Origin of the sequence: Bradyrhizobium sp. CCBAU 25338 (assembly GCF_028128965.1) — a bacterium.
GTDB lineage: Bacteria > Pseudomonadota > Alphaproteobacteria > Rhizobiales > Xanthobacteraceae > Bradyrhizobium > Bradyrhizobium liaoningense.
Genome location: NZ_LFKY01000001.1, coordinates 205,110 through 219,173 on the forward strand (window position 1 = coordinate 205,110; position 14,064 = coordinate 219,173).

General features: G+C 65.2%; 12 protein-coding genes. 1 reads left to right on the top strand and 11 read right to left on the bottom strand.

Features of this window, described 5'->3' with window-relative positions; all coding sequences use genetic code 11:
• Position 1: 1 nt before the first annotated feature.
• The 9 genes from ACM42_RS00905 to hydA form a co-directional block, all read right to left on the bottom strand.
• A complete protein-coding gene (locus ACM42_RS00905; RefSeq protein ID WP_271526245.1) occupies positions 2 to 1,603 on the bottom strand; it encodes an ABC transporter substrate-binding protein in 1,602 nt (533 codons plus the stop codon).
• Between the two features lie 142 nt (positions 1,604 to 1,745).
• Entirely contained in the window at positions 1,746 to 3,416 is a 1,671-nt protein-coding gene (gene nikE / locus ACM42_RS00910; RefSeq protein ID WP_271526246.1) for a nickel ABC transporter ATP-binding protein NikE, read from the bottom strand.
• On the bottom strand, positions 3,413 to 4,261 hold the full coding sequence (locus ACM42_RS00915; RefSeq protein WP_271526247.1) for an ABC transporter permease: 849 nt from the start codon (positions 4,259 to 4,261) through the stop codon (positions 3,413 to 3,415). The genes nikE and ACM42_RS00915 overlap by 4 nt, the downstream gene beginning before the upstream one ends.
• Positions 4,258 to 5,292, bottom strand: a complete 1,035-nt coding sequence (locus tag ACM42_RS00920; protein ID WP_271526248.1) for an ABC transporter permease — start codon at positions 5,290 to 5,292, stop codon at positions 4,258 to 4,260. The genes ACM42_RS00915 and ACM42_RS00920 overlap by 4 nt, the downstream gene beginning before the upstream one ends.
• 28 nt (positions 5,293 to 5,320) lie before the next feature.
• A complete protein-coding gene (locus ACM42_RS00925) occupies positions 5,321 to 6,940 on the bottom strand; it encodes an ABC transporter substrate-binding protein (RefSeq protein ID WP_271526249.1) in 1,620 nt (539 codons plus the stop codon).
• Positions 6,941 to 7,036: 96 nt separating this feature from the next.
• On the bottom strand, positions 7,037 to 8,473 hold the full coding sequence (locus ACM42_RS00930; protein ID WP_271526250.1) for an NAD(P)-binding domain-containing protein: 1,437 nt from the start codon (positions 8,471 to 8,473) through the stop codon (positions 7,037 to 7,039).
• Positions 8,470 to 9,219, bottom strand: a complete 750-nt coding sequence (locus ACM42_RS00935; protein WP_271526251.1) for an SDR family oxidoreductase — start codon at positions 9,217 to 9,219, stop codon at positions 8,470 to 8,472. Before ACM42_RS00935 ends, ACM42_RS00930 begins: the two co-directional genes overlap by 4 nt.
• Position 9,220: 1 nt before the next feature.
• Entirely contained in the window at positions 9,221 to 10,195 is a 975-nt protein-coding gene (locus tag ACM42_RS00940) for an NAD-dependent epimerase/dehydratase family protein (RefSeq protein ID WP_271526252.1), read from the bottom strand.
• A gap of 16 nt (positions 10,196 to 10,211) precedes the next feature.
• Entirely contained in the window at positions 10,212 to 11,681 is a 1,470-nt protein-coding gene (hydA, locus tag ACM42_RS00945) for a dihydropyrimidinase (protein WP_271526253.1), read from the bottom strand.
• Between the two features lie 56 nt (positions 11,682 to 11,737).
• Here hydA and ACM42_RS00950 point away from each other — a divergent pair, with 56 nt between their 5' ends.
• Complete coding sequence (locus tag ACM42_RS00950) at positions 11,738 to 12,400, top strand: aspartate/glutamate racemase family protein (RefSeq protein ID WP_271526254.1); 663 nt, start codon at positions 11,738 to 11,740, stop codon at positions 12,398 to 12,400.
• Here the strand turns inward: ACM42_RS00950 and ACM42_RS00955 are convergent.
• Together ACM42_RS00955 and ACM42_RS00960 are read right to left on the bottom strand one after the other, a co-directional pair.
• Positions 12,397 to 13,056 (bottom strand): flavin reductase family protein, encoded by a 660-nt coding sequence (locus ACM42_RS00955; protein WP_271526255.1) that lies wholly within the window; start codon positions 13,054 to 13,056, stop codon positions 12,397 to 12,399. The two genes, ACM42_RS00950 and ACM42_RS00955, sit on opposite strands and share 4 nt — an antisense overlap.
• Before the next feature lie 5 nt (positions 13,057 to 13,061).
• Positions 13,062 to 13,994 carry an N-carbamoyl-D-amino-acid hydrolase gene (locus ACM42_RS00960; RefSeq protein WP_271526256.1) on the bottom strand — a complete coding sequence of 311 codons (933 nt, stop codon included), beginning with the start codon at positions 13,992 to 13,994 and terminating at the stop codon, positions 13,062 to 13,064.
• Positions 13,995 to 14,064 lie beyond the last annotated feature (70 nt).

The following is a 14,064-nucleotide window of genomic DNA, read 5'->3' on the forward strand; positions in this document are numbered from 1 at the left end:
ATCATGCAGACTTGGACACGCCCCAGAAGAACGGCAGCGGCCCCTTGGTGATGCCGGAGACGTTCTTGCGCCACGCGGTGTAGCTCAGGAAGAAGCCCGTCGGCGCGTAGACGACGTCATCGAGCGCCGCCTTGTTGAGGCGACCGATGGCGGCCTTCTCCTCGTCGAGGTTCTTGGCCTCAAACCAGGACGCGACCTCCTTCTCCGTGCCGGGGCTGTTCGGCCAGCCGAACCAGGCCTTGTCGCCGTTGGCGCGAATGGCGGTGTAGGGAGCGGGATTGATGCAGTCCGCGCCCGCGTGCCAGGTGTGGAACATGTTCCAGCCGCCCTGTCCGGGCGGCGTCTTCTGCGCGCGGCGCGAGCCGACCGTGCCCCAATCGGTGGCGACGAAGTCGACATTCATGCCGAGCTTCTTCAGCAGATCCGCGGTGACGTCGCCCTGTGCCTTGGTGATCGGCTGATCCTGCGCCACCAGGCACGTCACCGGCTGGCCGGAATAGCCGCTCTCGGCCAGCAACTTCTTGGCGGCATCGAGATCGCGCTTGCCCTTCAGGATCTCGCCGCCGGCTTCGCTGTAAAGCGGCGTATCCGGGGTGAAGAAGCCGGGCAGCGGCTTCCAGAGTGCCGTGTCGTCTCCGACGATCGCGCGCATGTAGTCTTCCTGGCTGAGCGCCATCAGCACCGCACGCCGCGCCCGCACGTCGTTGAACGGCGCAAAGAGATGGTTCATGCGGAACGAGCCGATGTTGCCGAGGGGATCGCCGATATCGACGCTGATGTTCTTGTTCTTCTTCAGGACTGGAACGAGGTCTGCAATCGGGCTCTCCCACCAGTCGACCTCGCCGTTCTGCAAGGCGGCGGCTGCCGTGGCGGGATCCGGCATCACGATCCATTCGACGCGATCGACCAGGATCTGCTTGCCGCCCGCGAGCCAGGATGCCTTCTCCTGCCGCGGCACGTAATCGGTGAACTTCTCGAACACCGCCTTCGCGCCGGGCACCCACTCGCCCTTGGCGAACTTCATCGGCCCGGAGCCGACATAGTCGGTGATCTGCTTGAACGGATCGGTCTGCGCGATGCGCTCCGGCATGATGAAGCCGCACGGCGAGTTGTTCTTGGCCAGCGCGTAGAGCATCTTCGGGAAGGGTTGCTTGAGCACCCATTTGAAGGTGCGGTCGTCGACGGCCGTCAGTTCCTGCTGCAGCGCCTTGATCATCAGTCCCATCGGATCGCGCGCCGACCAGCGCGTCAGGCTTGCAACGACGTCCTTGCTCAGCACCGGCTCGCCGTCATGGAACTTGAGGCCCGGCCGCAATTTGAACGTCCAGGTCGTGCCGTCGTCGGTCACTTCCTCGGACTCGACCATCTGACGCTGCGGCTGCAACGAGGAATCGATGCCGTAAAGCGTGTCCCAGACCATCGCGGCCGCATTGCGCACGACATATTGGGTACCCCAGATCGGGTCGAAATTGGCGAGATTGGCCTGGGGCACGAAGCGCAGGGTCCGGGCGGATGCGCCTTGCGCGATCGCCGGCGCCGAGAGGCCGGTCAATGCCAGACCGCCCGCGCCGGCCAGTCCCTTCAATACGGTCCTGCGATCCATGAAGTCCTCCCAGTAATGCCGTGATGCTGGCCATCGTCGGCCAAGGGCAAGTGAAACCGAACCCATTTGCAAGCAAATGGTATGCCACTAAATGGGCCTTCGCCAGCGGGATCTCATCTCTCTTTATTGGCCGCGCCAGGCTTCAAAGAGCGGCCGCCAGCGCCGGTCCTGTCTCGATATGCGGGATCGCCTCGACCAGTTTGCGCGTGTAGTCGGTCTTCGGATTGTCGAACAGCGCCCGGCTTTCGCCCTGCTCGACGATGCCGCCATTGCGCAGCACGATGGTGCGGTCGCAGAGCATGCGCACCACGTTGAGATCGTGGCTGACGAACAGCAGCGCGATGTCGTTCTCGCGCCGCAGCCGGTCGAGCAGTTGCAACACCACCGCCTGAACGGAGACGTCGAGCGCGGCGGTCGGCTCGTCCAGCACCAGGAGCCGCGGCCGGCAGGCGATGGCGCGGGCGATGCCGACACGGGCCTTCTGCCCGCCGGAGAGCTGATGCGGAAACCGCGGCAACAGATCCAGCGGCAGCCCCACCCGTTCCGCGCATTCTTCCACCCGCTTGCGCAGCGCCTCACCCGCACGCATGCCGTCGAGCCGCATCAACGGATGGGCAATACAATCGAACGCGGTAAAGCGCGGGTTGAGGCTCTCGTTCGGATCCTGAAAGACCATCTGGATGTCTTTGCGCAATGGCGAGCGGTGGAAGTCCCGCGCCGCCACGTGCCCGATCGACTGCCCGTCGAACACGATGTCGCCCTCGCTGGGGTCGATGAGACGGCAGATCATGCGCGACGTCGTGCTCTTGCCGGAGCCGGACTCGCCGACCAGACCGACGCTCTCGCCGCCGGCCATGGTCATCGAAAAGTCGGCAACCGCCGCGGAGCCCTGGTCGAAACGCTTTGCGAGCTTCCGCACTTCCAGGAGCGGCGGCGTGCCATGTGGCAGCACCGACCGTGGCTTGTCGAGAACGGCGTTGTAACGCTCTCTCTCCTCGTCAGTCACGAGGTCTTCGATCCGCGACGTCGCCGTCGGCGATGCCGCGACCAGACGCCTCGTATAGGCGTGCTGCGGCGCGCTGAAGAGCTTGCCGGGGCTCGCCTCCTCGACGATGCGGCCACGCTCCATCACGGCGATGCGGCGGCAATAGCGCGCCGCGAGACCGAGGTCATGCGTGATCAAAATCGTCGCCATGCCTCGCGCGGCGGCAATGTCTGCCAGGAGATCCATCACCACCTTTTGCGTGGTGACGTCGAGCCCGGTCGTCGGCTCGTCGGCGATCAGCAGCGCGGGATTGCAGGAGATCGCAATCGCGATCATGACGCGTTGGCACATGCCGCCGGAGAGCTCGTGCGGATAAGCATTCATCCGCTGCTCGGGATCCCGGATCTGAACGGCGCGCAGCAGCTCCAGCGCCTCGGCGCGCGCGGCCTCCTTCGAGATGCGCTTGTGCGTGAGGATCGCGTCCGCAATCTGCAGTCCGATGGCCCGGATCGGATTGAGCGCCGCCCGCGGGTTCTGGAAGATCATCGACATCGCGGCCCCCTGGAGCTGACGGAGGTCATCGCCCCTGAGCTTCGTCACGTCCTGCCCGCGAAATAGGATCTTGCCGCCGGTGACGCGCCCTGCGGCATCGAGCAGCCGCGTCGTCGCAAAGCCCGTGACCGACTTGCCCGAGCCGCTCTCGCCGACGAGGCCGAGCATCTCACCGGCCTTGACGGTCAGCGTCACGCCGCGCACGGCCTCGACCATCCCGCGCCGCGTCGAGAACGCGACGTGGAGGTCGTCGATCCTGAGCAGGTCCTCGCTCATGTGCGCATCCGGGGATCGAGAATGTCCCGCATCCCGTCGCCGAGGAGATTGAAGCATAGCACCGCCATCATCAGCGCAAGGCCTGGAAAGGCCACCAGCCACCACCGTCCGGTCGAGATGAAGCGCGCGCCCTCGGCGACCATGATGCCCCATTCCGGCGTCGGCGGCTTGACGCCGAGGCCGATGAAGGACAGGCCGGCGGCATTCAGGATGGCCCAGCCGAGATTGAGCGAGATCTGCACCGCCATCGCCGGCAGGATGTTCGGCAGCAGGAAGCGCAGCACCACGGAAAAATGGCTCTCGCCGCAGGCGCGTGCGGCCTCGACCCAGCCGACATTGCGCCTGACGTTGACCTCGGCCCGCGCGAAGCGGATGTAGAAGGGAAGATTGATGATTGCGGTCGCGATCACGATGTTCTCGATCCGGTTGCCCAGCGCGGCGACCATCGCCATCGCCAGCACGAACAGCGGGAACGCCATCATCACGTCGACGAAACGGCCGACGGCGCGATCGAGCCGGCCGCCGGCATAGCCGCAGAACGCGCCGACAACGGCCCCGATCAGGAAGGAGATCCCGACCGCGGAGACCGCGATGGCGAGGTCGAGCCGCGCGGCGATGATGAGACGGCTGAACACATCGCGTCCGAGCTGATCCGTACCGGCAATGTGCGTCGCACTCGGCGGCTGCAACGCCTCCGAGACGTTCGAGGCCACGGGATCGTAAGGCACGATCCAGGGCCCGAAGATCGCGACCAGGAGGAAGACGAGCACACCGGTCGCCGCAACCGCGGTGAGCGGATTGCCGCGCAGGATCCAGACCGAATGGCGGAGGGTTGCACTGGTCATTCGATCGACACCCTGGGATCGGCGATGCCGTAGCAGATATCGACCACGAGATTGACCAGCACGAACAGGCTGGCCATCAGCAGCACGAAGCCCTGCACCGGCGCATAGTCGGAGGACAGAAGCGCATCGAGCGCATAGGAGGCAACGCCCGGCCAGGAGAACACCTTCTCCACCAGCACATTGGCGCCCAGCATGGTCGAGAACACGATGCCGGCAATGGTGATGACCGGAAGGATCGCATTACGCAGCGCGTAGGTCACGACCACCTTGCGCCAGGACAAGCCGACCGAGCGCGCGGTGCGCACGAAATCGCTGCCGAGCGAAACCAGCATCGAGGCGCGCGTGATCCGCGCCAGCGGCGCGATCACGAACAGCGCCATGCTGACGGCCGGCAGGATCAGCTGCTTGCAGGCCGCCCACCAGCCCTCGAGATCGCCGGCGAGCAGGAAATCGATGGAGAGAAAGCCGGTGCGTTGCGGCGGCAGCGAGGTGAAGACGTCGATCCGCCCGGTCGGATCAGGCGAGAGCCCGAGCAGATAGTAGAAGACGTAGATCAGCAGCAGGCCCGAGACGAAGGTCGGCACGCAGACGCCGAGCGCGCAGAACAGCCGCACGCCGTGATCGACGATCGATCCCGGCCGCAGCGCCGCGACGACGCCGAGGGGCACCGCCGCAACCATCGCGATCAGGAGCGCCGTGAAGGTGAGCTCCAGCGAGGCCGGCAGCCGTTCGCGCAGATCCTTGAGCACCGGCTGTCCCGTCATCATGGAGCGGCCGAGATTGCCGTGGCCGATGTCGGAGAGATAGAACACGAGCTGCTCCGGCACCGACTTGTTGAGCCCCATCTGCTTGCGGATCTGCTCGATCTCCTCCTTGCCGGCGTTCGGCCCCGAGGCGAAGAACACCGCGGGGTCGCCCGGCAGGACGCGCATCAGCAGGAAGGTGAAGACCAGCACCCCGAACAGCGCCGGCAGCGACGACAGAAGCCGCCTGCCCGCCCGTATTATCGTTGCACCAAGACCGGTCTTCACTTTTCGGCACCTCTCCTGCTTTCGGAAGCTACTTGCGGCTCAGGTTGCGATAGTCGACCTGGCGGTGGAACTCGTAGGTGTAGCCTTCGACGGTGGCCGCCATCACCGCATCCTGGTTTGGCTGCCACAGCATGATCTGCGGCATCAGGTCGAAATGCATCGCATTGAGCTTGCGGCCGGCCTCCTCATACTTGGCCTTGTCCGGCTCGAAGCGGGCTCCCTGCGCAATCGCGGCCAGGTCGGGATTGTTGATCGACGAGTAGTTCCAGCGCTGACTGCCGGTATAGAAGTTGCGGTAGAAGTAGTCCGTCGACGGCAGCCAGGCGACGATGCCTTCGGTGAAGAAGGGCAGTTTCTTCTCGTTGATCAGCGTTGACATCTGCGCGTCCGGCAGCTTCTGGATGTCGACCTTGATCCCGATCTTGCCGAGCGACTCCTTGATCAGCGCCGCCATCGGCTCCGCCTGGGAGGCCCACCCGACATTGAAGCTGAAAGTGGTCGAGAAGCCCTCCGGGAATCCGGCGGCCTTGAGATATTCCTTTGCCTTGTCGAGGTCGAGCTTGACCGGCTGCTGGAACGGATAGATTCCGTTCAGCGGTTTGCCGTCCGGCCAGCTGGCGCCGTACAGCGGCGCGCCGCGGCCGAACAAGGCTGCCTTGAACATGTCCTCGTAAGGCAGCGCGAACGCGATGGCGCGGCGGACGTTGACGTTGTCGAAGGGCGGGATCTGGTTGTTCATCGAGACGAACGTGATCGCGTTGTATTGCGGCGTCGAGACCACCTTCAACTTGCCCTTGGCTTCGAGCGACTGGACGTCGCTCGCCTGGAGATCGAGTACGATATCGGCATCGCCGCGTTCGACCAGATTGGCGCGGGTCGCCGGCTCCGGCACCGATTGCACGATGATGCGCTTGAAGAAGGCGGGCCGGTCGGGAGAACCGCGGTTCCAGGCCTCGTTGCGCTTGAGGGTCACCTGCTCGCCGGGCTTGAAACTCTCGACCACATAGGCGCCGCTGCCGGCGGTGTGCTCCTTCAACCAGGCCATCGCCCACGGATCGTCCGCGGTCGCATGCTCCTTGGCCAGCTTCGAGTTGATGATCATCGGATAGACGGTGGCGAGATTCGGCAGCGCCAGCTTGTCGGGCTTCGGCAGCGTCACCTCGATCGTCAGGGGATCAATCACCTTGAACTGGTCGGCCGAGGTGAGCGATCCCGTCAGCAGCTGCGCCTTGCCGAGGATCGGCGCGGTGACGCAGCGATCGAGCGACCATTTCACGTCCTCGGCGGTGACGGGCGAGCCGTCCTGGAACTTGGCGTCCTTTCGCAGACGGAAGGTGATCTTCAGGCCATCGGGGCTGACGTCGTAGGATTCGGCGAGCTCGCCGTTGATGGTGTCGAGATCGAACACCCATTTGCCGTTGAGCTGCTTGCGACCGAACGATACCAGCCGATCGTAGGTGCTCATGCTGAGCCCGAAGGATTCGCGGGTCGCGCCGGGGATGTTTGGATCGAGCGTGTTGACCGATGCGCCGGTCACATAGCGCAGCGTTTCCGCCCTGGATTGCGCATGCGACGGCGCGGTCGCGATCAGCAACAGCGCGGTGGTGGCGAGGATCGTGGTCGCGGATCTGAAAGACACAAAACGCATTCGTTTTCCCTTGAATTGTCGAACAGGAAGGTCGCCAAGGCTGGTCAAGAAAGAAGCAAGTTGCGCGCCAATCTTCGCTGCGGCGGGGGTGGATGATCATCGCTGCTCCTCCGTCTTTCGCGCCGGCCGCGCAACCACCGCCTGCGGCACGTCGTAGGCGCTGAGCGAAGCCCAGTGCCGCTCGACATCGGCGCGGAACAGGCCGCGCGTCAGCCCATTCACGAGCTTGGGCACTGCGGTGGTCATCGCGTTGATCGACGATCCCGATGGACCAAAACTCATGGTCGAGGCGATGGCGAAGAGATGGATGTCCGAGATCCACGGTGTCTTGCCCGGCACGCGCTCGGTGAAGGCGTAGTCATCGGCGAGATAGGGAAAGCGGCCGAGCCGCTCGTTGCGTTCGTCTTCCGGCGGCTCGTACCGATCGGCCCAGCTGGCGACGTTGCCGGCGAATCCGGCGAGCTCGCGGCGACCGGCAAAGTCCATGTCGATGCCGGTGCCGCAGATGACGAAATCGGCCGTGACGACACCACGCGGCGTTTGGAGTTCAACGCCTTTGCCGGTCACGCACGCGGCCTTCACCGGCGCCCCCTCGTGCAATGAGAAATTGGCGTGCCGCGCGCAGCGGTCGTAGGTGGGTTGCGGAAATCCTTCCCGCATCTCGAGGACCTTGCGCATGAAGCGCCAGCGCCAGGCATCATCGAGATCGCTGAGATGGCGCAGGAAGCCGCGAAAGGTCAGCCAGCGATAGGGCTGGATCACCTGGATCTGCGCGCGGCGGCAGAGCAGGTGCACTTCGGAGGCACCCGCCTCCAACGCGGTGGCCGCATTGTCGAAGGCGGACGCGCCGGCGCCGATCACGACGACGCGCTTGCCGCGAAGGCCTCCGAAATCGATGTCGTCGGCGACGGTCGCGACCGAAGTCGCCGGCAGATCGCGCAGCGGCTCCGGGATCATCCAGCCGCCCATGCCCTCCTGACCGGTGGCCAGCACGATCTTGCGCGCATAAAGCGTCTCCGCCCCTTCGGCATGCTTCACGTGCGCGGCGAGCAGGCCGTCGGCCGCTGGCGCAATCTCCAGGAGCTCACGGCCGTTGCATACCGGCAAGTCGAGCGTGCGCCGCAGCCAGAGCAGGTACTCGGCCCAGTGCGCGCGCGGAATCAGACCGAGCGTCTGCCAGCTCTCCTTGCCGAACCGGGCTTCGTGCCAGGACTGGTAGGTAAGGCTCGGGATGTCGAGATCGGGACCGGTGTAATCCTTCGGGCTGCGCAGCGTCGGCATCCGGGCATAGGTGAGCCACGGGCCCTCCATCCCCTCCTCGGCCTTGTCGATCAGGAGGATGTTGCTGACGCGGGAGCGCATCAGGCCGAAGCCGATGGCGACGCCGGATTGGCCGGCGCCGATGATGAGCACATCCAGCGCTGGATTGCCGTCCGGCCCGGTCTTCGGTTCGAGCCACGCGGCACCGGGATGCGCGATCTTGTCGAGATCGGCGCGAACGCCCGCTTCGAGTTTTGCCAACGCGTCACTCATGCCGCGAGCCAGCCTCCGTCGACCACCATCACGGTACCAGTGGTGAACGAGGACGCATCGCTGGCAAGATGCAGCGCGGTCTGGGCGATCTCCTCCGCCTGACCGAACCGCTTCATGGCATGGCGGTTGCGCGAGGCCTCGCGCACCTCGTCCGAATTGGCGTGACGGGCGAAGCTGCGGCGAAGCATCGGCGTGTCGATCGCGCCCGGCGCGATGGCGTTGACCCGAATGCCGTCCGTTGCGAAATCCACAGCCATCGTCCGCGTCAGGCTGACGATCGCCCCCTTGGCGGCGATATAGGCGCTGTTGCCCTTGCCGCCGGCCAACGCGAGCTGCGATGCGAGCGTGATGATCGAGCCGCTCTTTTGCCGCTGCATCTGCGGCACCGCGGCCCGCGCCCACAGCCATGTGCCGCCGACATTGGCGCGGAACACCGCGTCCCAGTCTTCCGGGCTCGTGGTCAACACGGTGCCACCGCAGGAAAAGCCTGCTGCCGTCATCAGGATGTCGAGCCTACCGTGCCGCGCGATGGCCTCGCCGACAACAGTTTCGGCGAATGCGGCATCGCCGACGTCGCCGACATGCGTCGTTGCTTCACCTACGAGACCTAGCGTTTCTTGGAGCCCCGCGCCATCGCGATCGACCAGAGCGAGACGCGCTCCTTCTTCTGCAAACAACCTTGCGCTGGCGCGGCCAATGCCCGAGCCGGCCCCCGTAATGATGGCGGTGCGCCCTTCCAGCCGCATGTCAGATCCCCTCCTTGTGCTGCACCCACCAGGCGCTCATCGCAGCGGCGGACTCGGCGCAGCCGAACCGCGCACGCCAGCTGAACTCATCGGTCATCCGTGCAACCGAGAGCGGTGCACGATCGCCGCCATGCAGCTTGATGACGGTTGTCTCGCCCGGATTCGCAAGCCGGCAGTGCAGGCCGGGATGAAGTGCCGCAAAGGCCTCGCCCCATTGCAGCGCCGACCAGGCCGCGCCGCTGGAGATGTTGTAGAGACGACGGCGCGGCCGCTCGGCCTCGATCAGCACAGCCACGGCCTCGGCGGCGTCGACGGCGTAGATCCAATCTTTGAAGCCTGGTCCCGGCATGATCGCCGGCTCGCCGCGGGCGAACGCGGCCAGGATCTGGAATTGGAGGCTGGGCGTATCGCGCACCGCGCCGGCCCGCTCCCATGGGCCAAACACGGCGCTCAGCCGCACGCTCAGGAAATCGCCGCCGAAGAGCTCGGCATGGCGCGCTACGGAGCGTTCCGAGGTGAACTTGCTGATGGCGTAGAACGAGACGGGATCGCAGGCCGTTTCCTCGTCCAGGACTTCATGACGCTGGCCGGCGGTGCCATAGGCCGACGCCGAGGACAGATTGACGAAGCGGCGAACGCCGTGACGGATCGCCGCTTGCAGGATCGGGATCTGCGCCATCACGTTGATCTCGAGAACACGCGCGGGCGATGCGCGTTCGAGGTCATCGCCTGCGGTGACCGCGGCGCCCAGCACGATTGCGTCCCAGCCTTCAGCGATGAGGGCATCGATACCGGCCCCGTCGGTGATATCGCCTTGAACGATTCGGAGCCGCTCCCGAAAATCCAGCAGGGATCGCTGCGCAGCCGGCGGCAGCGGCGAACGATCATACAGCGTCACGTCGTGGCCGCGCGCGAGCAGCACCTCGGCAAGATTGAGGCCGACAAAGCCGGTGCCGCCGAAGATGACGATCTTCATCGCGCGCGATCCGCCGTCACAGCAGCTTCGCTCCGAAATTCCGTTCCGGATCCATGTCGGCGACGAGCCGGCCGGTCGGCTTCGCCGCCTCGCCGCCGCTGCGCGCCAGGAACTTTCCGCTGCCGGCGCTCGCGAGGCACTTGTTGCCCTCGACGACCACGCGGCCGCGCGAGAGCACGGATACCGGCCAGCCCTTCAGCTTGCGGCCCGCAAACGGCGTGTAGCCGGTGAGATCGTGCATCATCTCATCCGTGATCGTCACCTCACGGTTCGGATCCCAGATCGCGATATCGGCATCCGCGCCGACGGCGATCGAGCCCTTGCGCGGATGCAGATTGTAGATCTTTGCCGGCGCCGTCGCGGTCAGCTCGACGAATTTCTCCAGGCCTAGCCGTCCCTTCGACACCATCGCGTCGAACAGCAGCGGCAGCCGCAGCTCAAGTCCCGGCAGGCCGTTCGCGACCTGCTTGAAGTTCGGATTGGGGCCGGCGCGCAGCTTGCCGGTCTCGTCATAACGATACGGCGCGTGGTCGGACGAGATGGTCTGGAGATCGCCGAGCGAGAGTGCCTGCCATAGCGCCTCCTGGTCCGAATGCGTGCGCGGCGGCGGGCTGCACATCCATTTGGCGCCTTCCGCGCCGGGCTTGTCGAGATCGCCCGCCGTGAGGAAGAGATATTGCGGACAGGTCTCGGCGAAGACCTTGAGCCCCTGCCCGCGCGCATCGCGGATCACCTTGGCGCCTTCGGCGGTCGAGACGTGGAAGATCATGACCGGCTGGTCGATCAGCGCCGCCATGCCGATCAGCCGCGTGAACGCTTCCGCCTCCGACACGCGCGCGTGGCTGACGGCGTGGTATTTCGGCATGGTGTAGCCGCGTGAAAGCAGGCGCTTCACCATCCAGGCGATGATGCCGTGATTCTCGGCATGCGCGCACAGCATCGCGCCGGACTGGCGCGCAGCGAGCAGAATGTCGAGCAGCGGCTCGTCGTCCACCTTGAGCCGGTCATAGGTCATGAAGATCTTGATCGAGGCATGGCCCTGCTTCACCAGCGCCGGGATGTGCTCCTCGACCGTCTCCCTGGTCGCGTCCGCAATGATCATGTGAAAGGCGTAGTCGATCACTGCGCCCTTCCTGGCGAGCGCGTGATAGTCGTCCACCACCTGCGGCAGCTTCATCCCGACATGCTGGGCGGCGAACGGGATCACCGTGGTGGTGCCACCGAAGGCGGCAGAGACCGTCGCGCTTTCGAACGTATCTGCATTCATGATGCCGGCAGCGGAGAGCTGCTCGATATGAGCATGGCTGTCGACGCCGCCGGGCAGCACCAGCTTGCCGCGCGCGTCGATCTCGCGATTGGCCGCCGGAAGGCCGTTCCCGATGGCCGCGATCGTCTCGCCGGAAATCGCGACATCGGCCTCGAAGACGTCGGTGGTGGTGGCGACGCGGCCACCGCGGATGATCAGGTCGTAAACTGGTTCAGTCATGAGGCACTCCATGATATGCCTGAAACAAGTGATCTCCATTTTGCAGAAAGACCATCATGTCCCGGCCGCGCATTCTCGTCATCAATCCGAACTCCAACCACAAGGTCACGCAAGGGCTGGAGGATGCGTTGAAGCCGCTCGACTTCGAGAGCGGGCCGGAAGTGGTCTGCCAGACGCTGGCCGAGGGTCCCTTTGGCATCGAGAGCCAGGCGGACGTCGATAGCGTTGCCATGCCGCTGCGCCGGCTGGTCGAGAGCGACAACAGCTCGGCCGCCTTCGTCATCGCCTGCTACAGCGATCCCGGACTGCAAGTCTGCCGTGAAGGCACCGACCGCCCCGTGTTCGGCATTGCCGAGTGCGGCGTGCTCACGGCGCTTGCTCGCGCGGAGACCTTCGGCGTCATCGCGATTGCCCAGCGATCGATCCCGCGTCATATGCGCTATCTCAGGCAGATGGGATTGACCGACCGCCTCGCCGGCGAGCGGCCGCTGAACATGAGCGTTGCGGAAACCGCTTCGGGCGAGGGCACGCTGGCGAAAATGATCGAGGTCGGCCGCGCGCTGCGCGACGAGGACGGCGCCCGCGCCATCGTGATGGGCTGCGCCGGCATGGCGCGCCATCGCCGTCCGCTCGAAGACGCGCTGCAAATCCCCGTGATCGACCCGACACAGGCGGCCGTCACCATGGCGCTGGGTACGGTGCAGTTCTCGGCTCACTAGGCGTCCTTCAGCTCTCTGGCGTCCTGCCGCGCGAGCCATTGCGCATGGCTCTCGCGGACAAGCGCAAACGTATCCCGCTGCGTCGTGTAGAGATTTCCGAACATGCGGCCGATCGGCCGGTAGGCATCGAGATCGACATACATGTTGGCGGTATCGACGAGGCCCTCGCGGGCGTGCACCCTGAGCACCTCGCCAACCAGCAACTCGCGATCCGCCGAGAAGGTCAGCACCACATGGCGCCGGCATTCCAGCGCGAACGGCGCTGCGGCTAGGCGCGGCACCTTCACGTCCACCGACGGAAGCGTCGCCAGGCCCGTCGCGGCGACCTCGCTGTCGCCGGAGGGGAAATCGACCGCGCAGTCGTTCATCGCCACCGACAGCGCTTCATCCACCATGTGCACGACGAACTCGCCGTCGCGATGGATGTTGCGGGTCGTGTCCTTCGGGCTGTGATCCGGCTTGTGCTGGAGCCCAAGCACGATCAGCGCAGGACTTTCCGAGAAGACGTTGAAGAAGCTGAACGGTGCGGCATTGACAGCTCCGTTCTCGTCCAGCGTCGTCACCAGCGCGATCGGCCGCGGCACCACAACGCCGCAGAGCAGCTTGTAGCGGTCACGCGCGTCAAGCTCGCGCAGGGAGATGCCCTTGTCAGCCATCGGCGTCACGTCTCCGGCGGCGGCACCGCGCCGGTCTGGCTGGTGATCAGGCCATAATGCTCGATGCGGCGATGCCGGGCGAAATCGAAGATCGTGGTCTTGCCGAAGACCGTCGCATCGAGGTCGCAAGCATGGACCAGGACCTCGTCGTCATCCGTCTTGGCTTCTGCAACGATCTCGCCATTGGGATCGACGATCAGGCTACCGCCGAACAGCGGGTGGCCGTCCTCGACGCCAGCCTTGGCCACCGCGACCACCCAGGTTGCGTTCTGGTAGGCGCCGGCCTGCACCGAGAGCCGATTGTGGAACAGGCGCTTCTCGACGCCCTCCTCGCTCTTCTCGGCATTCACGGATGGCGTGTTGTAGCCGATCAGCACCATCTCGACGCCCTGCAAGCCCATGACGCGATAGGTCTCGGGCCAGCGGCGGTCGTTGCAGATCGCCATGCCGATGATGCCGCCCAGCGCACGCCAGACCTTGAAGCCGAGATCGCCCGGCTCGAAATAGCGCTTCTCCAGATGCTGGTGCGAGCGCTTGGTGTCGTATTCCACATGGCCCGGCAGATGGACCTTGCGGTATTTGCCGACGATCTTGCCGGACTTGTCGGTGAGAATAGCTGTGTTGAAATGATGGCCGTCGGGCGTCAACTCCGCGTAACCGAAGTTCATCGCCATTCCGTGCTGAGCCGCACGTTCGAACAGCGGCTTCGTCGCCGCGTTCGGCATCTCCCGCTCGAACCAGACGTCGAACTCGGCCCGGTCCTCGACATACCAGCGCGGGAAGAACGTCGTCAGCGCCAACTCGGGATAGACGATCAAGTCGGCGCCCTTGCTCTTGGCCTCGTCCATCAGCGCGATCATGCGCTTGACCACGGCCTCGCGGCTGTCGGCTTTCTGGATCGGGCCCATCTGGGCGGCGGCGACATTGACGATTCGCATCAGCGACTTCCTGATCTCTTCACGAATTTCCTGGCGAGGCTGGGGATCGCAGCTTCAAGGGCGTAGCGAC

Excerpts from the sequence above, each read along its gene's own strand:
- ACM42_RS00905 (WP_271526245.1), bottom strand. The coding sequence starts at position 1,603 with ATGGATCGCAGGACCGTATTGAAGGGACTGGCCGGCGCGGGCGGTCTG.
- nikE (WP_271526246.1), bottom strand. The coding sequence starts at position 3,416 with ATGAGCGAGGACCTGCTCAGGATCGACGACCTCCACGTCGCGTTCTCG.
- ACM42_RS00930 (WP_271526250.1), bottom strand. The coding sequence starts at position 8,473 with ATGAGTGACGCGTTGGCAAAACTCGAAGCGGGCGTTCGCGCCGATCTC.
- ACM42_RS00950 (WP_271526254.1), top strand. The coding sequence starts at position 11,738 with ATGTCCCGGCCGCGCATTCTCGTCATCAATCCGAACTCCAACCACAAG.
- hydA (WP_271526253.1), bottom strand. The coding sequence starts at position 11,681 with ATGACTGAACCAGTTTACGACCTGATCATCCGCGGTGGCCGCGTCGCC.
- ACM42_RS00955 (WP_271526255.1), bottom strand. The coding sequence starts at position 13,056 with ATGGCTGACAAGGGCATCTCCCTGCGCGAGCTTGACGCGCGTGACCGC.
- ACM42_RS00935 (WP_271526251.1), bottom strand. The coding sequence starts at position 9,219 with ATGCGGCTGGAAGGGCGCACCGCCATCATTACGGGGGCCGGCTCGGGC.
- ACM42_RS00940 (WP_271526252.1), bottom strand. The coding sequence starts at position 10,195 with ATGAAGATCGTCATCTTCGGCGGCACCGGCTTTGTCGGCCTCAATCTT.
- ACM42_RS00960 (WP_271526256.1), bottom strand. The coding sequence starts at position 13,994 with ATGCGAATCGTCAATGTCGCCGCCGCCCAGATGGGCCCGATCCAGAAA.
- ACM42_RS00915 (WP_271526247.1), bottom strand. The coding sequence starts at position 4,261 with ATGACCAGTGCAACCCTCCGCCATTCGGTCTGGATCCTGCGCGGCAAT.
- ACM42_RS00925 (WP_271526249.1), bottom strand. The coding sequence starts at position 6,940 with ATGCGTTTTGTGTCTTTCAGATCCGCGACCACGATCCTCGCCACCACC.